The sequence below is a fragment of the Kutzneria kofuensis genome, from assembly GCF_014203355.1.
Classification (GTDB): domain Bacteria; phylum Actinomycetota; class Actinomycetes; order Mycobacteriales; family Pseudonocardiaceae; genus Kutzneria; species Kutzneria kofuensis.
This window is the reverse complement of sequence record NZ_JACHIR010000001.1, coordinates 5,428,006-5,452,969: the sequence shown is the minus strand read 5'-3', so window position 1 is coordinate 5,452,969 and position 24,964 is coordinate 5,428,006. Positions and strand designations below refer to the sequence as shown.

The 24,964-nt window shown below is 69.3% G+C and carries 22 protein-coding genes; 11 read left to right on the top strand and 11 right to left on the bottom strand.

The genetic code is table 11. The features are described from left to right. Positions 1-2 precede the first annotated feature (2 nt). Complete coding sequence (dhaK, locus tag BJ998_RS25265) at positions 3-1,004, bottom strand: dihydroxyacetone kinase subunit DhaK (protein WP_184865452.1); 1,002 nt, start codon at positions 1,002-1,004, stop codon at positions 3-5. 101 nt (positions 1,005-1,105) lie between these two features. On the opposite strand from dhaK, the gene BJ998_RS25260 reads away from it, so the two are divergent. Next, on the top strand, positions 1,106-2,119 hold the full coding sequence (locus tag BJ998_RS25260; RefSeq protein WP_221338120.1) for an ABC transporter substrate-binding protein: 1,014 nt from the start codon (positions 1,106-1,108) through the stop codon (positions 2,117-2,119). Between the two features lie 41 nt (positions 2,120-2,160). On the opposite strand, the gene BJ998_RS25255 is transcribed toward BJ998_RS25260, so the two are convergent. The 4 genes from BJ998_RS25255 to BJ998_RS25240 all read right to left on the bottom strand — a co-directional run bounded on the left by BJ998_RS25255 (position 2,161) and on the right by BJ998_RS25240 (position 7,002). Beyond that, a complete protein-coding gene (locus BJ998_RS25255) occupies positions 2,161-3,669 on the bottom strand; it encodes an aldehyde dehydrogenase family protein (protein WP_184865448.1) in 1,509 nt (502 codons plus the stop codon). Positions 3,670-3,776: 107 nt separating this feature from the next. Further along, positions 3,777-4,736 (bottom strand): hypothetical protein, encoded by a 960-nt coding sequence (locus BJ998_RS25250; RefSeq protein ID WP_184865446.1) that lies wholly within the window; start codon positions 4,734-4,736, stop codon positions 3,777-3,779. Positions 4,737-5,012: 276 nt separating this feature from the next. Then, positions 5,013-5,291, bottom strand: a complete 279-nt coding sequence (locus BJ998_RS25245; protein ID WP_184865444.1) for a hypothetical protein — start codon at positions 5,289-5,291, stop codon at positions 5,013-5,015. 16 nt (positions 5,292-5,307) lie between these two features. Further along, complete coding sequence (locus BJ998_RS25240; RefSeq protein ID WP_184865442.1) at positions 5,308-7,002, bottom strand: sodium:solute symporter family protein; 1,695 nt, start codon at positions 7,000-7,002, stop codon at positions 5,308-5,310. A gap of 339 nt (positions 7,003-7,341) precedes the next feature. On the opposite strand from BJ998_RS25240, the gene BJ998_RS25235 reads away from it, so the two are divergent. Continuing rightward, the gene (locus tag BJ998_RS25235) at positions 7,342-8,256 is read left to right on the top strand and encodes a cytochrome c oxidase assembly protein (RefSeq protein WP_312890321.1); all 915 of its coding nucleotides are present in this window, start codon (positions 7,342-7,344) and stop codon (positions 8,254-8,256) included. Between the two features lie 79 nt (positions 8,257-8,335). Here BJ998_RS25235 and BJ998_RS25230 read toward each other — a convergent pair whose 3' ends face one another. Both BJ998_RS25230 and BJ998_RS25225 read right to left on the bottom strand, forming a co-directional pair. Beyond that, on the bottom strand, positions 8,336-8,827 hold the full coding sequence (locus BJ998_RS25230) for a transglycosylase SLT domain-containing protein (RefSeq protein WP_184865438.1): 492 nt from the start codon (positions 8,825-8,827) through the stop codon (positions 8,336-8,338). Between the two features lie 442 nt (positions 8,828-9,269). Next, on the bottom strand, positions 9,270-10,169 hold the full coding sequence (locus BJ998_RS25225; RefSeq protein ID WP_184865436.1) for a hypothetical protein: 900 nt from the start codon (positions 10,167-10,169) through the stop codon (positions 9,270-9,272). Positions 10,170-10,489: 320 nt separating this feature from the next. On the opposite strand from BJ998_RS25225, the gene BJ998_RS25220 reads away from it, so the two are divergent. Next, a complete protein-coding gene (locus tag BJ998_RS25220) occupies positions 10,490-11,125 on the top strand; it encodes a glycoside hydrolase family 25 protein (protein ID WP_184865434.1) in 636 nt (211 codons plus the stop codon). Here BJ998_RS25220 and nucS read toward each other — a convergent pair. Continuing rightward, the gene (gene nucS / locus BJ998_RS25215) at positions 11,122-11,781 is read right to left on the bottom strand and encodes an endonuclease NucS (RefSeq protein ID WP_184865432.1); all 660 of its coding nucleotides are present in this window, start codon (positions 11,779-11,781) and stop codon (positions 11,122-11,124) included. The two genes, BJ998_RS25220 and nucS, sit on opposite strands and share 4 nt — an antisense overlap. Before the next feature lie 67 nt (positions 11,782-11,848). On the opposite strand from nucS, the gene BJ998_RS25210 reads away from it, so the two are divergent. Then, the gene (locus BJ998_RS25210; protein WP_312890320.1) at positions 11,849-12,391 is read left to right on the top strand and encodes an NUDIX domain-containing protein; all 543 of its coding nucleotides are present in this window, start codon (positions 11,849-11,851) and stop codon (positions 12,389-12,391) included. Here BJ998_RS25210 and BJ998_RS25205 read toward each other — a convergent pair. Continuing rightward, on the bottom strand, positions 12,376-12,963 hold the full coding sequence (locus BJ998_RS25205) for a short chain dehydrogenase (protein WP_184865430.1): 588 nt from the start codon (positions 12,961-12,963) through the stop codon (positions 12,376-12,378). The two genes, BJ998_RS25210 and BJ998_RS25205, sit on opposite strands and share 16 nt — an antisense overlap. A 65-nt stretch (positions 12,964-13,028) precedes the next feature. Here BJ998_RS25205 and BJ998_RS25200 point away from each other — a divergent pair, with 65 nt between their 5' ends. Continuing rightward, entirely contained in the window at positions 13,029-13,904 is an 876-nt protein-coding gene (locus BJ998_RS25200) for a LysR family transcriptional regulator (RefSeq protein ID WP_246489522.1), read from the top strand. Positions 13,905-13,945: 41 nt separating this feature from the next. On the opposite strand, the gene BJ998_RS25195 is transcribed toward BJ998_RS25200, so the two are convergent. Both BJ998_RS25195 and BJ998_RS25190 read right to left on the bottom strand, forming a co-directional pair. Beyond that, entirely contained in the window at positions 13,946-16,252 is a 2,307-nt protein-coding gene (locus BJ998_RS25195) for a discoidin domain-containing protein (protein WP_184865426.1), read from the bottom strand. Between the two features lie 341 nt (positions 16,253-16,593). Beyond that, positions 16,594-17,367: an enoyl-CoA hydratase-related protein gene (locus BJ998_RS25190; protein WP_184868922.1), complete on the bottom strand. Its 774-nt coding sequence runs from the start codon at positions 17,365-17,367 to the stop codon at positions 16,594-16,596. Between the two features lie 400 nt (positions 17,368-17,767). Here BJ998_RS25190 and BJ998_RS25185 point away from each other — a divergent pair, with 400 nt between their 5' ends. The 6 genes from BJ998_RS25185 to BJ998_RS25160 all read left to right on the top strand — a co-directional run bounded on the left by BJ998_RS25185 (position 17,768) and on the right by BJ998_RS25160 (position 24,938). Then, positions 17,768-18,766, top strand: coding sequence for an ABC transporter permease (locus BJ998_RS25185; protein WP_184865424.1), 999 nt, complete (start codon positions 17,768-17,770; stop codon positions 18,764-18,766). Positions 18,767-18,826: 60 nt separating this feature from the next. Further along, complete coding sequence (locus BJ998_RS25180; protein ID WP_184865422.1) at positions 18,827-20,578, top strand: ABC transporter substrate-binding protein; 1,752 nt, start codon at positions 18,827-18,829, stop codon at positions 20,576-20,578. Positions 20,579-20,654: 76 nt separating this feature from the next. After that, positions 20,655-21,665, top strand: a complete 1,011-nt coding sequence (locus tag BJ998_RS25175; protein WP_184865420.1) for an ABC transporter permease — start codon at positions 20,655-20,657, stop codon at positions 21,663-21,665. Then, positions 21,665-22,711 carry an ABC transporter ATP-binding protein gene (locus BJ998_RS25170; RefSeq protein ID WP_184865418.1) on the top strand — a complete coding sequence of 349 codons (1,047 nt, stop codon included), beginning with the start codon at positions 21,665-21,667 and terminating at the stop codon, positions 22,709-22,711. The genes BJ998_RS25175 and BJ998_RS25170 overlap by 1 nt, the downstream gene beginning before the upstream one ends. Positions 22,712-22,715: 4 nt before the next feature. Beyond that, entirely contained in the window at positions 22,716-23,741 is a 1,026-nt protein-coding gene (locus BJ998_RS25165) for an ABC transporter ATP-binding protein (protein WP_184865416.1), read from the top strand. A 363-nt stretch (positions 23,742-24,104) separates the two neighbouring features. Continuing rightward, on the top strand, positions 24,105-24,938 hold the full coding sequence (locus BJ998_RS25160; protein ID WP_184865414.1) for an alpha/beta hydrolase: 834 nt from the start codon (positions 24,105-24,107) through the stop codon (positions 24,936-24,938). Positions 24,939-24,964: the final 26 nt, after the last annotated feature.

Sequence of the window (24,964 nt, the reverse complement as noted above, 5' to 3'; positions counted from 1 at the left end):
CGTCACATCCCCCACCGCAGCGCCGCGGTGCGCACCGGCGCGTCCCACAGCTCCGTCAACTCGTCGTCCAGCTTCAGCAGCGTCACGCTCATGCCCTGCATCTCCAGACTTGTCACGTACGGGCCGACGAGTCGGCGCTCCACCACGATTCCCCGCTCGGCCAACAGCTTCTCGGCGATGCCGTGCGCCAGGTACAGCTCGACCAGCGGCGTGCCGCCCATGGAGTTGGTGAACAGCAGCACGCGGTCGCCCTCGGCGAACGGCAGGTCCTCCACCACGGGCTCGATCAGCCGGCGCACCAGGGCGTCCGCGGGCTCCATCGGAAGCCGCTGGCGGCCGGGCTCGCCGTGGATGCCGATGCCGAGCTCGTACTCGTCGTCGGCGAGCTCGAAGCTCGGCTGCCCGACGTGCGGCACCGTGCACGCCGTCAGCGCCAGGCCCAGCGATCGCACGTTGGCAACCACCTTGCGCGCCAACGCCTCGCAGCGGTCGAGGTCCGCGCCCCGCTCCGCCGCCGCGCCGACGATCTTCTCCAGCAGCAGTGTGCCGGCCACGCCGCGGCGACCGGCCGTGTACAGCGAGTCCTTGACGGCCACGTCGTCGTCGATCACGACCGTGCGCACGTCGACGCCGTCCATCGCGACGAGCTCCGCCGCTGTCTCGAAGTTCAGCACGTCGCCGGTGTAGTTCTTGACGATCAGCAGCACGCCCGCGCCGCCGTTGACCTTCTCGACGGCCGCCTGCACCTGGTCCGGCGTCGGCGACGTGAACACCGCGCCCGGGCAGGCGGCGTCCAACATGCCCGTGCCGACGAAGCCGCCGTGCATCGGCTCATGGCCGGAGCCGCCGCCGGAGACCAGCGCCACCTTGCCCTCCACCGGCGCGTCGGCGCGCCAGATCACGGCCGGATCCGGCTGCACCACCAGCAGGTCCGGATGGGCCAGCGCCATGCCCCGCAGGGCCTCGTCGACCACTGTGGACGGGTCGTTGATGATCTTCTTCATCACGGGGTCCCCTCGTCGCGACAACCATCCGGCCCGACCTTCCTACCCCCGCGCACACGCGCCACGCCAGCCGCGAAATGCCAAGGGTAGGCTGCCCTAACATGAGAGCCAAGGGAATCGTCGTGCTGGTCGCGGCCGCGCTGGCCACCGGGACGCTGGCCGCCTGCGGTCAGGCCCCGTCCTCGGACGGCCGCTCCGAGGTGGCGCAGGGCGGCCCCGCCTTTCTCGACGCCGGCGCCCGCACCGCCAAGTACGGGACCGACGCGCTGCCCGGCGTGTTCCCGCGCACCATCACGCAGGCCATGGGCAAGACCACGCTCGACCACAAGCCGACCCGGGTCGTCGTGCTCGACACCGGCGAGCTGGACAACGTGGTCGCGCTCGGCGTCCAGCCGGTCGGCGTCGCCTTCCCCGACGGCTCGCCGAACATGCCGTCCTACGTCGGCGACAAGGGCGGCAAGCCGGCCGACGTCGGCACCACCAACACGCTCAACCTGGAAGCCATCGCCGCGCTCAAGCCCGACCTCATCCTGGGCTCCAAGCTGCGCGCCGAGAAGCAGTACCCGCTGCTGGCCAAGATCGCCCCGACGGTGTTCACCGAGCGCCCCGGCTACACCTGGAAGAGCAACTTCCGGCTCAACTCGGCGGCGCTGGACCGCACCGAGCAGGCCGACAAGATGATCTCCGACTACGAGGCGGCGGCCCGCAAGCTCGGCCAGGACGCGCAGGCCAGGCTGGGCACGCTGCCGGTGATCTCCATGCTGCGCTTCATGCCCGGCCGGATCCGGCTGTACGCCACCAAGTCGTTCATCGGCACCGTGCTGGCCGACACCGGGCTGCCGGTGACCGAGTCCGGCAAGGCCAACGACCTGGCCGTGGAGATCAGCACGGAGCAGATCGGCAAGGCCGACGCCGACTGGATCCTGTACGGCACCTACGGCGACCCCGGCAAGACCGACCAGTCCGGCGTGCTCGGCGGCCCGCTGTGGTCGACGCTGGGCGCGGTGAAGGCCGGCCACGCCAAGGCCGTCCCCGACGAGACCTGGTACCTCGGCCTCGGCGTGCTGGCCGCGAACTCGGTGCTCACTGACCTGCGCGGCATCCTGCGGGTCTGACCGAGAACGGGGGCATTCCCGGCGGGAGTGCCCCCTCGCGCTCACTTGCGGCCGTAGCGGAGCTTGACGATGGCCAGGAGCTGGCGGACGGTGCCGGCGCCGCGGCTGAACGACATGGGGTTGAGCAGCGGCTTGAACTTGCGGCGGGCCACGGCCTGCGGACGGGCGAACTCGCGCAGCCCGTCCTCGCCGTGGATGCGGCCGAAGCCGGATTCGCCGACGCCGCCGAACGGCAGCGACGGGATCGCCGCGAACGCCACCACACCGTTGACCGACACCATCCCGGCGCGCAGCCGGCGGGCCAGCTGCTCGCCGCGGGACTTGGAGAAGATGGTGCCGCCGAGCCCGTACCGGCCGGCGTTGGCGAGACGGATGGCCTCGTCGACGTCGCGCACCCGGTTGACGGTGATGGTCGGGCCGAAGGTCTCCTCGGTGATGGCCAGCGAGTCCTCGGGCACGTCCGCCAGCACGACCGGCTCCACGAACGGAGGCCGGACCGACTCGACCCCGCCGACCAGCGCCTTCGCGCCCTTGTCGATGGCGTCCTGCACGTGACCGCGGATGATGTCGACCTGCGCCGGCATGGTGATCGGGCCGAGGTCGGCGCCGGGGTCGCCGCCGGGCCGCAGCTTGGCGGCCAGCTTCTTCACGGCGGCGGTGAACTCGTCGGCGACGTCCTCGTGCACGTACACGCGCTCCACGCCGATGCACGTCTGGCCGGCGTTGGACATCGCGCCCCACACCGCGGCGTCGGCGGCCAGCTGCACGTCGGCGTCGTAGTCGACGATCAGCGCGTCCTTGCCGCCGCACTCGACCAGCACCGGCGTCAGCGACTCGGCGCACGCGGCCATCACGCGCTTGCCGGTGGCGGTCGACCCCGTGAAGGCGAGCTTGTCCACACCGGACCGGCACAGCGCCGCGCCGGTCTCGCCGAAGCCGGTGACCACGCTCAGCACCGGGTGCTCCGGCACGATCTCGGCCAGCGTGTCGGCCAGCCAGGTGCCGACGCCGGGCGTCAGCTCGGACGGCTTGAACACGACGGTGTTGCCGGCCGCGAGGGCGTAGGCGATGGAGCCCATCGGCGTGAAAGCCGGATAGTTCCACGGCCCGATCACGCCGACGACGCCGACCGGCAGGTACTCCAGGGTCGCGGACTGGTTGGACATCAGCAGCCCGGCCGGCACGCGGCGCTTGCGCAGCACGCGTTCGGCGTTGCGGGCGGCCCAGTGCAGGTGATCGATGACGATCACCATCTCCAGCTTGGCGTCCGCGGCGGGCTTGCCGGTCTCCGCGCTGATCAGGCCGGCCGCCTCGTCCAGCCGCTTGACCAGCAGCCGCCGCCACGCGTCGAGCCGCTCCTTGCGGCCGGCGAAGCCCAGTTCCTGCCACCAGTTGCTCGCCCGGCGGGCCTGCGCGACGGCGTCGGCGACCTGCTTGGGCGTGTGGATCGGGTGGTGGGCGACGACCTCTCCGGTGCGCGGATCCAGCGAGGCGAACCGCCCGTCACCCGAGGTGGTCACCGCACTGCTCTCCGGCGCTGTCTGAGTCATCGACCCTCCCGGCTGTTCACCCACGCTTGTTACTGAAGAGTACGCAAACCGACCCGTACTCGTCAGCACCCATTCTCCCGGCCGTGTCGCACCGCCGTGCGGGTGAATCAGGATTTGGGCAGCTTCGCCGCGACGATCTTGCCCGCGGCGACGGCCTGGCCGCAGGTGTCGAAACCGGCGATCTTCTGGCCGTTGGCGACGTACACGGTGACGATCTCGCCGCGCTGCTGGGAAAGCGGCCGATCGGCCCATTGCACGGTGCACGACGGGTAGGCGGTGGAGGTGTCGGACCGGTACGCGCTGACGCCGCCGAGATCGACGGGTGTCGGCGGGGTGTCGAAGCCGGGCACCGCCGGGTCGAGGCCGATCTTGGCGTAGACCTCCAGCGTGATCCCGTTCTGCCGCCACGCGCAGTCGTAGAGGGACTCGGAGTCCAGGCGCGGCTGCGGACCGACGATCGACGTCACCGTCGCCTTGTCGATCAGGGTGCACGGATCGGTGCCGGCCACGACGCTGCTGCCGGCCTGGATCTGCGGCGGGGCGGTGCGGATGCGGGCGATCACGCCGCTCAGCACCTGCCGGCCGGTCGCGCACGGCTCGCCGCCGCCCTTGGCCTCGGTGCGGACCACGATCGCCCGGGTCGGGGAACTCTGCGTGACGGCCTTGTCCGTGCAACTGGTGTTCTGCCTGGCCTCCAGCACCCGCATGCCGTCCAGCGGGATCGCGTCGCGGTCCCATTCCGGCACGGCGTCGCCGAGCGTGACGGTGACGCTCAACTGCTGCCCGTTGACGGTGACGGTCGCCTGGCACCCGCGGAACGGGTCGCCGCTCGGCTTGCCGCCGGGGGTGCCGACGTTGCCGAGCAGTTTGGTGTCGAGCAGCCCGCACGGGTCGACGGCACGCAGCTTGGCCTCGGCGAACGCCGGGTCCACCGGTCCGGAATCGCCGCCGGTGGCCGCGGTGGCGACGGTGGTGCGCGCGGACACGGAGCGGGTCGTGTCGACGCCGGAGGAGCAGGCCGTGAGCACGGCGGCGGCCGCGAGCACGGCACAGGCGAGGCGGAGCACGGGTGCACGGTAGCGACCTGCGCGGATCGATGTGACGTGAATCCCGTGATCGGTCTCACCGAGAGTTTCGGGAACGATTCAGAAGATCAACACGTCATTACGGGTGCAAGGTTCGGAAAGGCTCTGAAGGGAGCAGTAAGTGATCAAGGTTCTGCGCAGGCAGGCCCGCAAGGCGGCTCGTCGGTTCGACGCGTGGACCGTTGAGGCGTTCAACCCGGTGTACCCGCACCGGAGCGGCCGGCGCTGAATGCTCAGCACCGGCCGCCGGTAGGTGGATCAGCTCTCGCCGGCGCCAGTGGCGTCGTCGGCGGGCTCGGTCCCGACCGGGACCACGATGGGCCGCAACCGGGCCCACAGGGCGAACAGGATGCCCACCACGAGCATCACGATCCCGCCCCACAGGTTGATGTTGACGCCGGCCGCCTTGTCCAGGCCGGCCTGGCTGGTGAACGCGATGCCCATCACGGTCAGCACCACGCCGTAGACCACGAACAACAGCGCCAGCACGTAGCGGAGGTCGAACAGCCCCGCGCGCTTCTTCACAGGCTCGCTCATCGAAGTCCGTCCTCCCTCACCAGAAGATGATGTTCAGCACGGCCGCCAGCACCAGCACGCCGACGCCGAGCACCACCGGCTTGCGGTACCAACCGGCGTTCTCACCGGTGTCGGAGTGCTTGAGGCTGTCCCGTGGCGTCAGCGACCACACCAGCCCGACCAGCTCCGACTCGGGCTTGGGCGCGGTCACCAGCGTGACGAGCACGCTGATCAGGACGTCCATGATGAACGCCGCGCTGGCCGCCACGAAGCTCGCGCCCTGGCCGGACAGGGTCAGCACGCCCGACCGGTTGAGCACGTCGATCGTGACCGCGGACAGCGTGCCGACGATCAGGCCGACGCCGCCGGCCATCGGGGTCATCCGCTTCCAGAACATGCCCAGCAGGAACGTCGCGAACAGCGGCGCGTTGAAGAAGCCGAACAACGTCTGGAGGTAGTCCATGATGTTGTTGAAGGTGCCGGCGATGAACGCGGTGCCGATCGCGATGACGCAGCCGACGATGGTGATCAGCCGGCCGACCCGCAGGTAGTACTCGTCGGGCTTGTTCTTGACGACGTAGGTCTGCCACAGGTCGTAGGTGAACACCGTGTTGAAGGAGCTGACGCTGGCCGCCATGCCGGCCATGAACGCCGCGACCAGACCGGTGATCGCCACGCCCAGCATGCCGTTGGGCAGCAGGTCGCGGATCAGCAGCTCGATGGTGTTGTTGTAGGTGACGCCGTTGTCCAGCTTGCCGCCGCTGGCCTTGAACGCGGCCAGCTCCGGCGAGATCACCGCGGCGATCATGCCCGGGATGAAGATCAGCAGCACGATCAGCGTCTTCGGGTACGCGCCGATCAGCGGCGTGCGCCGGGCCGCCGACATGCTCTTGGCCGACAGCGCGCGCTGCACCTCGGCGAAGTTGGTCGTCCAGTAGCCGAAGGACAGCACGAAGCCGAGGCCGAACACCAGGCCGATGACCGAGAGCACCGGGTTGGCGATGCCGGTCAGGTTGGAGCCGGGCCAGGAGTGCAGCTCGGCGTAGGAGTCGGAGTTGGCCGCGGTGAGCTTGGCCACCAGGCCGTTCCAGCCGCCCACCTTGTACAGGCCGACGATGGTCAGCGGCAGCAGCATCGCGACGATCACGAAGAACTGCATGACCTCGTTGTAGATGGCCGCGGACAGGCCGCCCAGCGTGGTGTAGGCCAGCACGATCGCGGCGGAGACGATGATCGCCACCCAGGTCGGCCAGCCCAGCAGCAGGTTGATCACGGTGGCCAGCGCGAACAGGTTGACGCCCGCGATCAGCACCTGCGCCAGCGCGAAGCTGAGGCTGTTGACCAGGTGCGCGAACCGGCCGAACCGGCGGAGCAGGAACTCCGGCACCGAGCGGACCTTGGAGCCGTAGTAGAAGGGCATCATCACCAGGCCGAGGAAGACCATGGCCGGGATGGCGCCGATCCAGTAGTAGTGCACGGTCGGCACGCCGTACTGCGCGCCGTTGGCGGTCATGCCGAAGATCTCGACCGCGCCCAGGTTCGCCGAGATGAAGGCGAGGCCCGTCACCCAGGCCGGCATCGACCGGCCGGACAGGAAGAAGTCCAGGCTGGAGGACACCGAGCGGCGGGCCAGCGCGCCGATGCCCAGTACCAGCACGAAGTAGAAGCCGAGTAGGACGTAGTCCACGGGCCCGGCGTCCAGCCGGAGGTTCGCGTCCGCCAGGACGTTCACCGGCCCCACCTCCACACATCGAACAGCACCGAACAGCATTCACCACTATGTGGCGGAAGCGAACGTTACCGCACAGGGATCGAGCGGTGAACAGGTCGAAACCCAGCTGTTGTGTTTGTTGGAAGGTCACACTAATTGACCATGGGTGTACCCGCTCGGTGACGTGGGGTCACAAGACGATCACGGCTCGCTGGTCGACCTGACCAAGATCACTCCGGGTGGTCGGCGGGGCGGTGGGAGATCATGCGCGCCAATCACCCGCCGGCCGCGGCCGATCCGCGCAGAACAGGCATTCGGGTCCGCAATGGACGCGTTTTCGGCAGTGCCAGACTGGAGGCCGTGCCGGAGCCCCTCACGCTGGTCACGGCCGTCACCTCGTGGACGGCCGATCCCGTGTCCCTGGTCGTCATGATCGTTGTCGGCGGTTGGTACGGGTTGTCCGTGCGCCGACGGGGCGACTGGCCGCGGGCCCGCGTGGTCGCCTTCTACGGCGGCGGGCTCGGGGCGTACGCCATCGCCACGCTGTCCAGCATCGGTGTCTACGCCGACACCCTGTTCTCGATGCGGGCCGCGCAGGTCATCCTGCTGCTGATGGTCGCCCCGCTCGGCCTCGCCCTCGGCGCCCCGTTCACGCTGCTCCGCGACACCGGACCGGCCGCTCTGGTGGGGCGCTTGCGTTCCGTGCTGCACAGTCCGTTCGGGAAGGTCATCGCCTTCCCCGCCACGGCATCCGTGCTGCTCATCGCCACGCCGTGGCTGCTCTACTTCACCGCCTGGTACCCCGCCGTGCTGCGGTTTCGGGCGGTCGACGAGCTCACGCGGCTGGCCCTGCTTCTGATCGGTCTTGTTTACTTTTGGAGCCGTTTGCAGCTCGATCCCGTGCCGCGGCGGTTCCATCACCTGGTGTCCGTCTGGATCACGCTGGTCGAGGTGGTCGGCGACGCCGCCCTCGGCCTGACCCTGTGGTTCTCCGGCCACCTCGTGGCCCAGGACTACTACCAGGCCCTGGGTCGCGCCTGGGGCCCCGATCTGCGGCTCGACCAGACCTTCGGCGCCGGCGTGCTGTGGATCGTCGGCGACCTGGCCGGCCTGCCGTTCCTCGGCGCGCTGGTGAACCGGATGACCAAGGAGGATGCCAAGCAGGCCAAGGAGATCGACCGGGTGCTGGACGAGCGGGAGGCCGCCGGCGATGACCCGAACCGCCCGTGGTGGGAGAGCGATCCGACCCTGGCGGAGCGCTTTCGGCGGGGCTGAGCATCTGGATACGTCCGCTGCGCGCGGGGCTCCCGCCCGACAAGGGGTTCGTTCGGGGCGGGAACCCCACGCGCGCCGGTCAGGCGGGGTTGCGCACCGCCTGCTCGGCGTCCGGCAGGTAGTCCTTGTAGGCGCCGCTCTCCCACGTGGACCACTGGTCCCAGCGGGTGCCCTGGTCGGAGATGTCGAAGGCGGCCTTGGCGTTCTGCGCCGGATCGAAGGCCTGCTGCTCGCTGACCTCGGGATGCCAGTAGTCGTTGATCTGCCACAGCCCGCGGTCCCGGGTGCAGTTCTCGTTGACCAGCAACGCCTTGGTGAACCCGCTGCTCTCGGCCAGCGCCACCGCCACGGCGTTCACCAGGCCGTCGCCGGTGAAACCGGTGTCCTTGGCCAGCTTGGCCAGCTGCCCCGCCGAGTACTGCTCCCCCTCGGACTTGCTGACCGGCTTGCACGTCTTGTTCTCGACCGGGGCGGTCGCCTGCACGGACGCGGGCGGCACCGCCCCCGGCACCATGCCAGCCAGCAAGGCCGACGCCGCAAGGGCGGCGAGCCGGGACAGCGCTTGAATCACCTCGGGGCTCCGAACTGCCGACGGAACGTGAACACGTCCAGCTATGCCAGCCATTCGGGGCGACGGCCAGGAATCTGTCCCGATTCGGACGGAAATCGCCTGTCGCGCAACCAAAACCGGTGGACCACCTAGTGAATGCGTTGCGGTTGCGCCGTCGCACAATTGTTGCACAACCACGACATCGCGGTCACGGCGCAATTGTTCACGAGGCGGTGGCCTCGCACATGGCCCCCTCGTAGCCAGCGAATCTGTTGGGGACAGCCGTGATACTGTGCCGTCCACAGTGATCAAGTACGCGTTTCCGCCGCCACAAGCACCGGAACATCAGCACGAACAAGAGGTTTCGATGACTCAGCACCGCGCCCGTGGCGACGAGGGCGGCAACGGCAGCAAGAGCAAGTAGGCCGCCCGGTCACCCAGCCGCCTGCGGGCTGGGTGCAGGTCAGGCCAGGTCCACGCACATGCCGACGGGCCGCCCGACCGGCACGCCGCGAGCGTCCAGAGTGAACACCGACCGGCCCTCGTCGTCGATCTCCTTCGCCAGCGTGTAGTCGTTCAGGTCGTGCCGGAGCCCGATGACGTCGCAGCGCGCCGGGTACGGCAGCCGCACCCGATAGACCAGCTCCGGCACCGCATCGCCGGTGAAGGTCCGGACGAAGGTGTCGGGCTGCCCGCGCATCAGCTGGCCGGCCTTGCCCGGCCACATGATCGTCACGATCAGGCTCACCGCGTCGCCCCGGGCCACCGGCTCGGCGAAGTGCACGGTGGCCACCAGCCGGCCCCGGCTCTCCCAGTCGATCGTCACCTCCGGCCGGGTGCCGCCCTCGAACCCGTTCTCCGGCGTGCGCACGTCGACGTGCACCTTGCGCCGCAGCCGTTCCGGCCAGTCGCTGCCGGCGCCGGACCAGATGCTGACGTAGTGCAGCAGATCGCTGTCGGCCACCAGCGTCATGGTGATCTTCTCGAACGTGTCGCCGTTGCGGCGCACGGTCACGTCGTGCCACCAGCTCCGCACGTTCGCCGCGTAGCCGAACCGCTCCTCCAGCACGTCCTGGTACTTCAGCCGCAGCCGGCGGTCCTGCGCGGACCGGCGCCGGGACTCGCCGCGGTGCACGGCCAGCAGCACGAACAGGCCCAGCAGCCCGAACAGCGCCGCCACGACCGAGGCGGCGCGCAGCGCCGGGTCGCCCAGCAGCGCGCTGAGCAGGCCGCCGAGGCCGAGCACGCCGAGCACCCCGTCGACGACGCCGACCAGCCCGGCGCCGATCACCCAGTCCTGCAACCACTCCAGAAATCCGGGCGGACGACGTGTCGAGGTGGACACGAGCCTGGGAGCTGCCACGGCCGACCCTCTTTTCCCTACGGTGACCGAAGAGAACCAGGACGGTCATCCGGGGTCAATCCGGGCGCTGCATGATCGGACGCCGACCGCACGAACGGACTCTCCCGGGCACGGCCAGCAGTCGCCCGAGTGGAGACCGGCGACACCGGCGGAGCATTGCCTTCCCCCGAAAGAGCAGCGAAAAGGCAGAATTCCGTACCAATGCGGGAAAGCGCTGGGCCGTTCGGTTATGCCCGCCGCGCATGGGTTTGCCGCCGGTTGGCCGACGGGTATGTCATCCGTAAGGGGGGATCGATCGGCGTACCACGGTGAGGTGCCCCATGGCCGACTACGGCATCGATGTCAGCAGCTACAACACGATCACCAGTTGGCCGGAGGTGCGCGCCGGCGGGAACGCGTGGACGTGGGCGAAGGCGACGCAGGGCAGCGGGTACACGAATCCGTTGTTCGGCGGGCAGTTCGCCGGATCGACGGCGGCGGGGCTGATCACCGGGGCGTACCACTTCGCGGACCCGACCGTCGGGGTGGCGGCGAATGTGGACCATTTCGTGTCGGTGGCCGGCCCGGTCGGGGCGTTCGGGGACGGCGCGATGCTTCCGTTGCTGGACATCGAGAACGACCCCGCCGACGGTGTCGATTGGACCGCCGACAGCGCAAACGCCTTCATACCGGCGTTCCGGGACGCCCTGCGCACGGCGACCGGCCAGCGGAAGTTGTGCGTGTACGCGTCGCAGAGCTGGTGGGCCGGCGGCATGCTGCGGCCCGACGACTGGGCCGACGACGACGTCTTCATCTGCGCCGCCCGGTACGGAGTGGAGCCGGGCGACGTCGGCTGGTCGCACCCGCGGCTGGCCGTGCACCAGTACACCGACGCGGCGCCGACGCCCGGGTCGGCCGGGCCGACCGACCGCAGCGTGACGGTCGGCGCCTTCGACGTCGCGGCCCTGACGATCTAGAACAGGCGGAACTCGTCCGAGTCGGTGCCCTTGAGCGCCTCGTAGTCCAGCGTCACACAGCGGATCCCGCGGTCCTCGGCCAGCGTCCGGGCCTGCGGCTTGATCTGCTGCGCGGCGAACACGCCCTTGACCGGGGCCAGCAGCGGGTCCCGGTTGAGCAGCTCCAGGTAGCGCGTGAGCTGCTCGACGCCGTCGATCTCGCCACGGCGCTTGATCTCCACCGCCACCGACACGCCGTCGGCGTCCCGGCACATCAGGTCGACCGGCCCGATCGCGGTCGGGAACTCCCGCCGCACCAACGACCAGCCGTCACCCAATGTGGTGACGTGCTCGGCCAGCAACACCTGCAGGTGCGCCTCCACGCCGTCCTTGACCAGGCCCGGTTCGATGCCCAGCTCGTGCTTGGAGTCGTGCATGATCTCCTCGATCGAGATCACCAGCTTCTCGCCGGCCTTGTTCTGCACGGTCCACACGCCCGGGTCCTCGATCAGCCAGCACGGCGGGCTCATCCAGTTCAGCGGCTTGTAGGCGCGGTCGTCGGAGTGCACCGACACCGAGTTGTCGGCCTTGATGAGCAGCAGCCGGTTGGCCATCGGCAGGTGGGCGGTCAGCCTGCCGACGTAGTCGACCTGGCACCGCGCGATCACAAGACGCACCGCGACAACCTACCCTCGGTGGCCATGGCGCTCTCCGCGCCCCTGGCCCGTTTGACAGGATCGGGCCGTGGAATCGCTCCAGTCACGTGAGGTCTACCGCAACGCGTGGATGACCGTCCGCGAGGACGACATCCGCCGCCCGGACGGCTCGACCGGCATCTACGGCGTGGTCGACAAGCCGAACTACGCCCTGGTCATCCCGCTCGACGGGGACCGGCTGCGGCTGGTCGAACAGTTCCGCTACCCGCTGGGCATGCGGCGCTGGGAGTTCTGCCAGGGCACCGCGCCCGACCTGGCCAGCGTGGAGGCCAAGGAGCTGGCCGCCCGCGAGCTGCGCGAGGAGACCGGCCTGCGCGCCGCCGAGCTGGTGGAGCTGGGCGTGCTGGACGTGGCGCCGGGCATGTCCAGCCAGCGCGGCACGGTGTTCCTGGCGACCGGCCTGACCGAGGGCGCGCCGGAGCGGGAGCTGGAGGAGCAGGACATGCGCTCGGCGTGGATCCACCGCGCCGAGTTCGAGGCGATGATCGCCCGCGGCGAGATCAGCGACGCGCAGACCGTGGCCGCGTACATGCTGCTGCTCCTGCACGAGTCCCGTCAGCCCAACCTGTAGACCTGCCCGGTGGCCGCGCCCTCGATCGACTTCACGTACGCGCGGGCGGCGGCGGTCACCGGCACCGGCTCGAAACCGGGGAAGAAGTCGCCGTAGGCGTCCAGCGCCTCGGTGAACACGGTCGGGCTGACGGCGTTGATCCGCTGCGGCAGCTCGACCGCGGCGGCCATCACGAACGACTCCAGCGCGCCGTTGACCAGCGACGCGACCGCCCCGGTGCGGATCGGCTCCCGCGCGAGCACGCCGCTGATCAGCGTGAACGAGCCGGTGACGTGCTCGGCGCCCTGCCGGACGAGCTCGATCTGGCCGAGGACCTTGTCGGTGACGCCGGCGAGGTAGTCCTCGCGGGTCAGCTCGGCCAGCGGCTTGAACGGCACGCTCCCGGCGGCGCAGGCGACGGCGTCGACCTGGCCGACCTCGTCGTACACGGCGGCGATGGACGCCGGGTCGGTGATGTCGATGGCCAGGTCGCCGTTGGACCGGGAGGCGGTGATGACCTCGTGGCGGACGCCGAGCACGTCGTGCACCGCGCGGCCGAGCAGCCCGGACGCGCCGATCAGAAGGATCCTCATGCCGTCCAGCCTCTCAGTGGAGTCCAGCTACATCATCTGCAGTTCGTTTTAAGCTGGGCTACGTGATGGATGTGCGACGGCTCGTGCTGCTCCGCGACCTGGCCGAGTACCAGACGGTGACCGCGGTCGCCGACGTGCACCACGTGACCGCCTCCGCGGTGTCCCAGCAGCTGCGGGCGCTGGAGGCCGAGGTCGGCAAGCCGCTGCTGCTGCGCGAGGGCCGGACCGTGCGGCTGACCTCGGCCGGGCGCGCGCTGGCCCGGCGCTGCGAGGATGTGCTGGCGGCGCTCGAACGGGCGTCCGCCGAGGTCAACGAGCTGGCCGGGACGATCGACGGCGAGCTGGCGGTCGGCTGCTTCACCAGCGGCTTCCCCGCGCTGGCGATGCCGATGGCCGAGACGCTGCACACGCGGCACCCGCAGCTGCGGTTCCGGTTCCTGGAGAGCGAGCCGGAGGACACCATCCCGATGCTGCGGCAGCGGCGGCTCGACCTCGTGCTGGCCTACCGGTACCGGCACCTGGGCACGGAGTTGCAGCCAGGGCTGGTCGGCCTGCCGCTGTGCGACGACCCGTTCCTGATCTGCGTGCCGGAGCGGCTGCGCGAGGCGGTCGAGGCCGACGGGCTGGCGGCGCTGCGGGAGCAGCCGTGGGTGGTGTTCCCGACCGGGAGTTGCCGGGAGGCGACCGTGCACGCCTGCCGGACGGCCGGCTTCACGCCGCAGGTCGTGCACAACTGCGCGAGCATCCCGGTGACGCTGGACATGGTCGTCGCCGGGCTGGGCGTGACGATGATGCCGGCGATGGCCACCCGCAACGCCCCGCCCGGGCTGGCGATGGTGCCGGCGTCCGGGTTGCACCGCAAGATCGAGGTCGTCGTCCGGGCCGGCACGGAACGCCAACCGGTGATCGCCGCCGCGCTGGATGCGCTGGCCCAGCCGTAGGTCGGATCCCTTGCTGCGGCAAGGGATCCGACCTTGTCGGCTCAGGATCCGTAGACCTGGAACTCCGACACCTGGCCGGCAGGCCAGCCGTCGTTGCCGGTGAAGTTGAGCCGCAGGAAGCGCTGGCTCGTGGCCGGGACCGTGATCGTCACGGTGTTGCCGGTCGCCGGGTCGAACCGGTAGCCGGCGGAGCCGACGACGGTGCTGAACGAGCCGCCGTCGTTGGAACCCTGCACCGACAACGTTTCCGTGCGGGCACCCCACGCCGTGGACGGCGGCAGCGTGAGCACGATGCGCCGCACCGACGTCGACGAACCGAGGTCCACCTGCAGCCACTGCGGGAACGCGTTGTTGGCGCTTTCCCAGTAGCTGCTGGTGTTGTTGTCGTTGGCGTTGCCCGGCCCGTACACCTGGGTGTAGCTACTGGCCGACATCGCCTTGCCCAGCGCGAGGTTTCCGCTCGGCGGGGTCGTCGTCGTGGTGGTGGTTGTGGTTGTCGTAGTGGTGGTGGTCGTGGTCGTCGGCGGGTTGCCGTCACCGGGGTAGGTGTAGACCGGCGCCGGCCAGCCGCCGCAGTACGGAGTCGCCGTGTACCAACCGGAATTGCCGCCGCCCTGGGTGATGGTGAACCCGCCGCCCAGGCAGCTGTAGATCGGGTTGGACGCGCCGACGTGCGCGGCGGTGACGTCGGTGAAGCTCGCCGAGCCGCCGGCCTGCAGCTGCAGCACGAAGGTCCCGGTGCCGTCGATGGTGACGTTGCTGAAGTGCACGTTGGACACCGTCGAGCCCTCGACCGTCTGGATCGCCTCGTACGAGCTGTCGAGCAGGTTGGAGTCGGTGACGTTGATCGTGCCGTCCAGCGCGCCCTGCTGGGCGTCGAACCAGATCGCGCCGACGCCGAACTGCCAGTTGGGATCGAGCACGCCGGCACGCAGGGTTGTGTTGCGGGCCAACGTGGTCGTGCCCGAGACGTGCACGGCGTTGAACCGGTTGGCGACGTGGATGCCGCCGCCCTGGGTCTGGGTGTCAGTCACCACGTTGTCGGTGACGCTGTTGTCGTGGCCGCCGTAGATGGCGATGTTGTTGGCCAGCATCGGCAGCTCGACGGTGTTGAACGAGAAGGTGTTGTCGTGGTCGGCGTTGACCTCCGACCACATCGCCAGCCCGTCGTCGCCGGTGTTGCGCAGGAAGTTGTTGGTGACGGTGACGTGGCTGATCCCGTTGTGCAGGTTGAGGCCGTCGGCGGTGACGTCCAGGATCCGGTTGTTGGACACGGTGAGGCCGTCGAACGGGCCGTCCAGCCAGAGCCCGACCTTCACGTGCTGCAGCCACAGGCCGGAGACCACGGAGCCGCCGCCGAGCGCGCCGCCGATGGCGTTGACCTGGTCGCAGTCGTTGCGCTCGGTGACCTCACCCATGATGGCGAAGTCGTAGAGCTTGACGTTGCTGCTGACGCCGGAGTTGCCGCCCTGGCCACAGCTGTTGGGCTCGCCGAGGCCGAACACGCCGACCCGGTTGCCGTGCAGCACGGTGTACCACTGGCCCGCGCCCTGGATCGTCACGTTGTTGACGGTCAGGTGCTGGTTGACCGTGTACGTGCCCTGCGGGACGTAGAGGATCTTGCCCTGGGCCGACGCCGCCGCGATGGCGTTGACGAACGCGCTGCCGGAGTCGGCCGCGCCGCTCGGGTCGGCGCCGTAGGAGGTGACCGACAGCGAGTTCGCCGGCTGCGCGATCGCCGCGCCGACGTTCTCGAAGTCGGCGGTGTCGACCGTGACCGCGACCGAGGCCGCGTCGAGCTGGAACTTCACCTTGGTGCCGGCGGACAGCGTGCTGCCGAACATGGTCCGCACGTCGTCGTACATGTGGTGCTGGTTGCCGGCGCCCGGGTCGTTGGTGAACGGGTAGCCGCCGTAGTACCAGCTGTACTTGTTGGTCAGCGTCAGGTCGCGGTTCTTGGCGCCGTTGACGTACACCGCGATCGGCGTCGTGTAGGCGGCGCCGCCACCAGCGTCCGGCACCGAGTAGTGCAGTGTCACCGCGTTCGCCGCCGCGGTGAGGGTGAACTCCACGTACCGGCCGTTGCCGGACAGGGTGACGGCCTTCCGCCCCGACGCCTCGCCGGCCAGCGTGCCGGCGGCTCGGGTGGGACCGATCACGGTCCCGTTGGTCGCGGCCGTTTCGGCCTCGTACTCGGTGAACGGAACGCTCGCACCGCGGCCGCCGGCAGCTGCCGCCGCCGACGGCGCCGCGTGCGGCGCCGCTAGGGCCAGTCCGACCAGCGTCGCGACGCCCAGGCCGGCCGCGCCTAGTCGCAGGGATAAGGAACGCAGGGATCGCTCAGACATCGTCGTCTCCACTTCGGCGGCAGGGTGCCTTGGTGTGACGGCCACCATAAGAAGAAGGAACGACAAGCTGCAATATCTGTATCAGAAAGTCGCAAACTTTCTAGCGATCAACGCAAGTATGCGACAGCGGTGTAAGCGTGCAGCATCGGGCGGCCGTCCGGCCGCCTGCGAAGACGGTCCACCCCGGCAAGAACCCCCGCAACCCCCGCAACCAAAACCCCGCGAGTCCCGCTCAGCGGCACACCGAATGACGCTTTCGGGCAGAACGGAGACTCGAGGCTCAGTTCTGCCCGAAACCGGATTTCGGTGTGCCCGAGAGCGGGACTCGCGGGGGTGTCAGGTCAGTTGGTCCAGGTGGGGCGGCGTTTCTCCAGGAAGGCGGCCATGCCCTCGCGGGCGTCCGGCAGCTGCGACGCGGCGGCCATGACCTCCAGCGCCAGGGCGTAGGCGTCGGCCTCGGGGCGGTCGAGCTGGGCGTACAACGTGCGCTTGCCGAGGGCCTTGCTGGCCCGACTCCCCCGGGTGGCCCGGGCCAACAACTCGTCCACGGCGGCGTCCAACTCGTCGTCGGGGACGACGCGGTTGACCAGGCCCCACTCCAGCGCCGTGCGAGCGTCGACGGGGTCGCCGGTCAGCGCCATCTCCATCAGCCGCTTGCGGCCGATGGCCCGCGCCACCGGCACCGACGGGGTGTGGCAGAACCAGCCGCCGTTGCCGCCCGGGAGGGCGAAGCCGGCCGACTCCGCGGCCACGGCCAGGTCGCAGGAGGCCACCAGCTGGCAGCCGGCGGCCGTCGCGAGGCTGTGGACCCGGGCGACGACCACCTGGGGCGCGGACTGGAGAGCACGCATGAGCTCCGTGCAGACGGCCAGCAACTCGCGGACACCGAGGAGGTCGCGGGCGGACACGTCGCCGAAGTCGTGGCCGGCGGAGAACACCGGGCCGGCGGCGGCCAGCACCAGGCCGGTCGCGTCGGTGGCGGCCACCGACCGCACGGCGTCGAGGAGTTCACGGAGGTGGTCTTCGGACAGCGAATTGCGCCGGGACGGGCGGTTCATGGTGATCCGTGCCGTCGCCCCGGCACGGTCGAGCAGGATGTGCTGGTAGGAGGCCATGCCCCAACGCTGCCACACCTCAACGACCATTCACAGCCAGTCACCCGACGCGTGCGCAGCGCATTCCAACAAAATCGCTCGAGTACCATTGGTGAGCGAATTCTCGACTTCGATCGGGCCAATGAGCCACTGACCGGGCGTCACGGCGACGGTCGTCACCCTCTGTCGACAAGTTGGACCGAGCACCAAACCTTGTTCACCCGTATGACGTAGCATCGCTTAGGCCAGACGGGTTACGTCGGCGGCCTCCTGTCCGCCATTTCAATCACAATCCCGCCACGGACGGGCGATGAATCTGGCGCCGTTCAGCCATAGGTAAGAGAGTCTGCTGAACTCGTGGGAACTGGTGAGTTCCCAACGGTGCAATTGATGCGCGGCCGCCGAAGGCAGGGGTGAGACGATGACGGCGCCCATGGATGTTCCGGGCGACGCGGTCCAGGCTGAGCCTGAGGCCGTGCTGGCCGGGATGGGCAAGGCGATCGAGGGCCGCTCGCTGCGGCAGATCGCCTGGATGCGACTGCGGCGGGACAAGGTGGCGATGACCGGCGGTGTGGTCGTCGCGGTCCTGGTCGTCGCGGCCGCGGCGGCGTTCGTGCTCGACCGGGTGTTCGGCCTCATCCCCACCACGCAGTTCAACCAGTCGCTGATCGACCCCGACCTGCAGATCCCGAAGGGCTTCTTCGGCGGCCTGAGCGCCGACCACCCGCTCGGCGTGGAACCGGTCAACGGCCGCGACCTGCTGGCCCGCATCTTCGCCGGCTCCTGGGTGTCACTGCTGATCGCCTTCCTGTCCACGGTGGTGTCGGTGGTCATCGGCACCGTCATGGGCGTGATCGCCGGCTTCTTCGGCGGCTGGGTGGACACGCTGATCAGCCGGCTGATGGACGTCTTCCTGGCGTTCCCGCTGCTGCTGTTCTCGCTGGCGCTGGCCGGCGTCGTCCCGGACAACGCCTTCGGCCTGTCCGGCGACGCGCTGCGCATCGCCCTGCTGATCTTCATCATCGGCTTCTTCAACTGGTCGTACATCGGCCGGATCATCCGCGGCCAGACGCTGTCGCTGCGCGAGCGCGAGTTCGTCGACGCCGCTCGCAGCCTCGGCGCGCGGGCCCCGCACATCCTGTTCCGGGAGCTGCTGCCCAACCTGGCCGCGCCGATCCTGGTGTACTCCACGCTGCTGATCCCGACGAACGTGCTGTTCGAGTCGGCGCTGTCGTTCCTCGGCGTCGGCGTCCGTCCGCCGACCCCGACCTGGGGCGGCATGCTGTCCGACGCGACGCAGTACTACCAGATCGACCCCGAGTTCATGCTCGTGCCCGGTCTGGCGATCTTCATCACCGTGTTGGCGTTCAACCTGTTCGGTGACGGTCTGCGCGACGCGCTCGACCCACGTGCCCGATGACGGGCCAGGCTCTTTCACCAGTCTGGAAGCAGTTCGAGAAGATGAGGGGTTGACCAGATCATGAAGAGAAAGCGGGTCATGGCGGCGGTCGCCGTCGCCACCGCGCTCGCCACGGGCCTGACCGCCTGCGGCGGCGGCTCCGGCTCGTCCGGCTCCGGCGGCTCCGCCAGCGCGTTCAACGCCGCCAACGGCAAGGTGGTCAACCCCTCGGACGCCAAGGGCGGCACCATCCGGATGGCCAACTCCGGCGACTGGGACTCGCTGGACCCGGCCGACATGTACTACGGCTACGAGTGGAACTTCGCCCGGCTGACCGGGCGAGGCCTGCTCATGTTCGCCTCGGCCCCCGGCCAGGAGGGCACCAAGCTGGTGCCGGACCTGGCGACCTCGCTGGGCCAGTCCAGCGACGGCGGCAAGACCTGGACCTACAAGCTGCGCACCGGCGTCAAGTTCGAGGACGGCGCGACCGTCACGTCCAAGGACGTCAAGTACGCGGTCGAGCGGTCGCTGGACAAGAGCGTGTTCCCCGACGGGCCCACGTACTTCAACGACTACCTCGACCTGCAGGGCTACACCTCGCCCTACAACGACCCGTCGGCGGACAAGCTGGGCCTGAAGGCCATCGAGACGCCGGACGACACCACCATCGTCTTCCACCTGAAGACGGCGTTCTCCGGCTTCGACTACTTCGCGGCGCTGCCCTCCACGCAGCCCGTGCAGCAGGCCAAGGACACCGGCTCCAAGTACAAGGAGCACGTGGTCTCCACCGGCCCGTACAAGTTCGCCGAGAACAACCTGGGCAAGAACTTCAAGCTGGTCCGCAACGACCAGTGGGACGCCAAGACCGACCCGAACCGCAAGGCGCTGCCGGACGAGATCGACGTCTCGCTCAACACCAACGCCGACGACATCGACTCCCGCCTGATCTCCGGCGACCTCGACGTCGACATCGCCGGCACCGGCGTGCAGGCGGCGGCCCAGGGCAAGATCCTGGCCAACCCGCAGCAGAAGGCCCAGGCGGACAACCCGGTCAGCGACCGGCTCTGGTACGCCGGCATCAACGGCGACGTCGCCCCGCTGGACAACGTGCACTGCCGCCGGGCCGTGGAGTACGCCGCGGACAAGACGTCCTACCAGGCCGCGTACGGCGGCCCGACCGGCGGCGAGATCGCCACCAACCTGCTGCCCCCGGTCACCCAGGGCGCGCAGAAGTTCGACACCTACCCGACGCCGAACAACGCCGGTGACGAGGCCAAGGCCAAGCAGGAGCTGCAGGCCTGCGGCCAGCCCAGCGGCTTCAGCACCAACATCTCCTACCGGGCCGAGCGGCCGAAGGAGAAGGCGGCGGCCGAGGCGCTGCAGCAGTCGCTGTCCAAGGTCGGCATCAAGCTGACGATCAAGCCGTACCCGCAGGGCGACTACTTCAAGCTGTACGCGGGCAAGCCGGACTTCGCCAAGAACAACGGCCTGGGCATCATGCTCACCGGCTGGCAGGGCGACTGGACCGACGGCTTCGGCTTCCTGGCGCAGATCGTGGACAGCCGCGTCATCCGGGCCACCGGCGGCAACACGAACCTGACGGTCAAGGACCCGGCGGTCGACGCGGCGATCGACAAGGCCCTCACCACCTCCGACACCGACGCCCGCAACAAGGCGTGGGTGGACGTGGACAAGAAGGTCATGGACAACGCGTGGATCCTGCCCGGCATCTGGGCCAAGGCCCTGCTGTACCGGCCGAAGAACCTGACCAACGTGTTCGTCAACGACGCGTACGGCATGTACGACTACCTCGCGCTCGGCGTGAAGAAGTAGCTGAAGGTAGGTGAAGGCGTAGGGCGCCCGGCCGCCGTCCATTCGGGCGGCGGCCGGGCCGCCACCAGCCGTACCGGTGTTCGCATACCTGATTCGTCGCCTGATCGGCGCCATCGTGATGCTGTTCATCGTCAGCATCGCGGTCTTCCTGATCTTCTTCCTGCTGCCCCGCATCGGCGGCGCGACCGCGGACGACCTCGCCTCGCGCTACGTCGGCAAGACGGCGGACGCGGCGCAGATCCACACGATGGCGGTCAAACTCGGCTTCACCGACCCGCTCTACGTGCAGTACGGGCGGTTCCTGTCGGGCATCTTCGTCGGCGCCGACTACAGCACCGGTCCGACCACGGTGCACTGCCCGGCGCCCTGCCTGGGCTACTCGTTCCTGCAGCAGACCCCTGTCCTGCCGGACCTGATCGACCGCTTCCCGGTGACGCTGTCGCTGGCCGTCGGCGGCGCGATCGTGTGGCTGGCCTTCGGCGTGTCCGCGGGCGTGGTCTCCGCGCTGCGCAAGGGCAGCGTCTTCGACCGGACGGCAATGGGCATCGCGCTCGCGGGCGTGTCGCTGCCGATCTTCTTCACCGGTCTGCTCGCGCTGAACATCTTCAGCTACACGCTGGGCTGGTTCCCACCGGGCGGCAGCTACACCAACTTCACCGACAACCCGGCGGAGTGGGCCTACGACCTGGTGCTGCCGTGGGTGACGCTGGCCTTCCTCAACGCCGCCGCCTACGCCCGGCTCACCCGGGCCGGCATGCTGGAGACGATGGGCGAGGACTTCATCCGCACCGCGCGGGCCAAGGGCCTGCCGGAGAGCACGGTGGTGGTCCGGCACGGCCTGCGGGCCGCGCTGACCCCGATCACCACCATTTTCGGCCTGGACATCGGCATCCTGCTGGGCAGCTCGATCCTGACCGAGAAGACCTACTCGCTCAACGGCCTCGGCCAGTACGCGTTGCAGGCGATCACCCAGAACGACCTGCCGAAGGTGCTCGGCGTGACCATCCTGGCCGCCACCTTCGTCATCGTGGCCAACCTGGTCGTGGACATTCTGTACGTGGTCATCGACCCGAGGGTGCGTATCTAGTGACCGAGCAATGGGACCCGCCGCAGCAGCGCAGCTTCCTGGAGGTCGACGACCTCCGGGTGCACTTCAACACCGACGACGGCGTGGTGAAGTCGGTGGACGGGCTGTCGTTCAAGCTGGAGCGCGGCAAGACGCTGGGCATCGTCGGCGAGTCCGGCTCCGGCAAGAGCGTGAGCAGCATGGCGCTGATGGGCCTGCAGCGCTACGCCAAGGCGAAGATGTCCGGCGAGATCTGGCTGGACGGCGAGGAACTGCTCTCCGCCGACGACGAGCACGTGCGGTCGCTGCGCGGCAAGAAGATGGCGATGATCTTCCAGGACCCGCTGTCGGCGATGCACCCGTTCTACACGGTCGGGCAGCAGATCATCGAGGCGTACCGGATCCACCACAAGGTGACCAAGGCGGTGGCCCGCAAGCACGCCATCGAGATGCTGGACCGAGTCGGCATCCCGCAGCCGAACTCGCGGGTGGACGACTACCCGCACCAGTTCTCCGGCGGCATGCGGCAGCGCGCGATGATCGCGATGGCGCTGTGCTGCGACCCGGAGCTGCTGATCGCCGACGAGCCGACGACCGCACTGGACGTCACCGTGCAGGCCCAGATCCTGGACCTGATCAAGGACCTGCAGCAGGAGTTCGGCTCGGCGGTCATCATCATCACGCACGACCTGGGCGTGGTCGCCGAGCTGGCCGACGACATCATGGTGATGTACGCCGGACGCTCGGTGGAGCAGGGCAGCGCGCGCGAGGTGTTCCACTCGCCGCAGCACCCGTACACGTGGGGCCTGCTGGGCTCGATGCCGCGGCTGGACCGGGACCGCTCCGAGCGGCTGCTGCCGATCAAGGGCACGCCGCCCAGCCTGATCAACGTGCCCAGCGGCTGCGCCTTCCATCCCCGCTGCGCCTACAAGGACCTGCCCGGCGACGCCACCACGTCGCAGGTGCCCGAACTGGTTGACATCGGCAGCGGCCACAAGGTGGCCTGTCACATGAGCGTCGACCAGCGGCTGCGGATCTGGACCAACGAGATCCAGCCGAAACTCTAGGAATATGGAGACCACTGTGGACAGTCTGTTGACGGTTTCGGGGCTGCGCAAGCACTTCCCGATCCGCAGGGGACTGCTGCGCCGGCAGGTCGGCGCGGTCAAGGCCGTCGACGGGCTCGACTTCTCGGTGCGCACCGGCGAGACGCTGTCCCTGGTCGGCGAGTCCGGCTGCGGGAAGACCACCACCGGCCGGCTGCTGACCCGGCTGCTGGAGCCGACCGACGGCAAGATCGTCTTCGAGGGACGGGACATCACGCACCTGTCCAACTCGGCGATGCGGCCGCTGCGCCGCGACGTGCAGATGATCTTCCAGGACCCGTACTCGTCGCTGAACCCGCGGCACAACGTCGGCACCATCATCGGCGCGCCGTTCCGGCTGCAGAAGGTGGCGACGCCGCAGGGCGTGAAGAAGGCCGTGCAGGAGCTGCTGGAGCTGGTCGGGCTCAACCCCGAGCACTACAACCGGTATCCGCACGAGTTCTCCGGCGGCCAGCGCCAGCGCATCGGCATCGCCCGGACGCTGGCGCTCAAGCCGAAGCTCATCGTCGCCGACGAGCCGGTGTCCGCGCTGGACGTGTCCATCCAGGCGCAGGTGATCAACCTGCTTGAGGACCTGCAGGGCGAGCTGGACCTGACGTACGTGATGATCGCGCACGACCTGTCGGTGGTGCGGCACGTGTCCGACCGGGTCGCCGTGATGTACCTCGGCAAGATCATGGAGATCGCCGACCGGAGCGCGCTGTACGAGCGGCCGATGCACCCGTACACGGTGGCGCTGCTGTCGGCCGTGCCGGTGCCGGACCCCGACAACAAGGGCAAGCGGGAGCGGATCCGGCTGGTCGGCGACGTGCCCAGCCCGATCAACCCGCCGCCGGCCTGCCGCTTCCACACCCGGTGCTGGAAGGCGCAGGACAAGTGCCGGACGGTGGAGCCGCCACTGGTGGAGCTGGCCCCCGGCCAGCAGGTGGCCTGCCACTTCCCGGAAAACGCCCCGTCGACCCCGGAGAAGGCCGCCGCCGCGGCCGACTGACCCGCCACCCCAGAACCCCGGCGAGTCACGTTCTCAGGCACACCGAATGTAGGTTTCCGGCACACCCGATCGGGTGTGCCCCAGACTTGCATTCGGTGTGTCCCAGAGCGTGACTCGCCGGGGTTCGGCCGTGTGTGGGGGTACCGCCGGTCCGGCGGCGATTGCCCGTTCGGCCACGGTCCGGGCATCGGGCGCACGTTCCTCTCCACTCCGACACAACCCATCTGACCTGCGCTTATCGTGTGCCACAACAGCCAAGAACCGCCCGTTGTGGTCGCGGTCACATCGTCTCCAACTTGATTGTGCACGATGTAATCGCCTACGGTTCTTGTCATCGAGCCCGTCCACGAAGGAGCCCACGAGATGCGTATCAAGGCCACCATCGCCCGCACCCTGGCCGTCGGCGCCGCCCTGACCGTCACCGCCGCGCTGGCCCTGGCGCCGTCCTCCTCGGCCACCCCGAACACCCCGGCAGCGCCCGAGAACCACGGCAAGAAGCCGACGGTGGTGCTGGTGCACGGCGCCTTCGCCGACGCGTCCAGCTGGAACGGCGAGATCACCGAGTTGGAACGCCGCGGCTACCCGGTGATCGCGGCGGCCAACCCGCTGCGCGGCGTCGCCTCCGACGCCGCGACGATCCGCGGCCTGATCGAGAGCGTCAAGGGCGACGTGATCCTGGTCGGCCACTCCTACGGCGGCCAGGTCATCACCAACGCGGCGCTGGGCGAGAAGAACGTGAAGGCACTGGTCTACGTGGCCGCGTTCCTGCCGGAGAAGGGCGAGTCCGCCCTCGACCTGACCAACAAGTTCCCCGGCAGCACACTGGCCGCCACCATCCAGACGGTCGCGTTGCCCGACGGCAACACCGACCTCTACGTGAAGCAGGACCTGTTCCCGAAGCAGTTCGCCGCCGACGTGCCGCTGTCGCAGGCCAAGCTGATGGCCGCCACCCAGCGCCCGGTCACCCAGGCCGCGCTGACCGAGGGTTCGGGCGAGGCCGCCTGGCACACCATCCCGTCGTGGTCGATCATCCCGACCGGTGACAAGAACATCCCGGTCAAGGCCCAGGAGTGGATGTCGCAGCGGGCCCACGCCCACACCGTCGAGATCAACGGCGCCTCGCACGCCGTGCTGGTCTCGCAGCCGCACGCCGTGACCGCGCAGATCATCGCCGCCGCCAACGCCACCACGCGCTGAGCGAGCAGCACCGAAAGGGGCCCCGG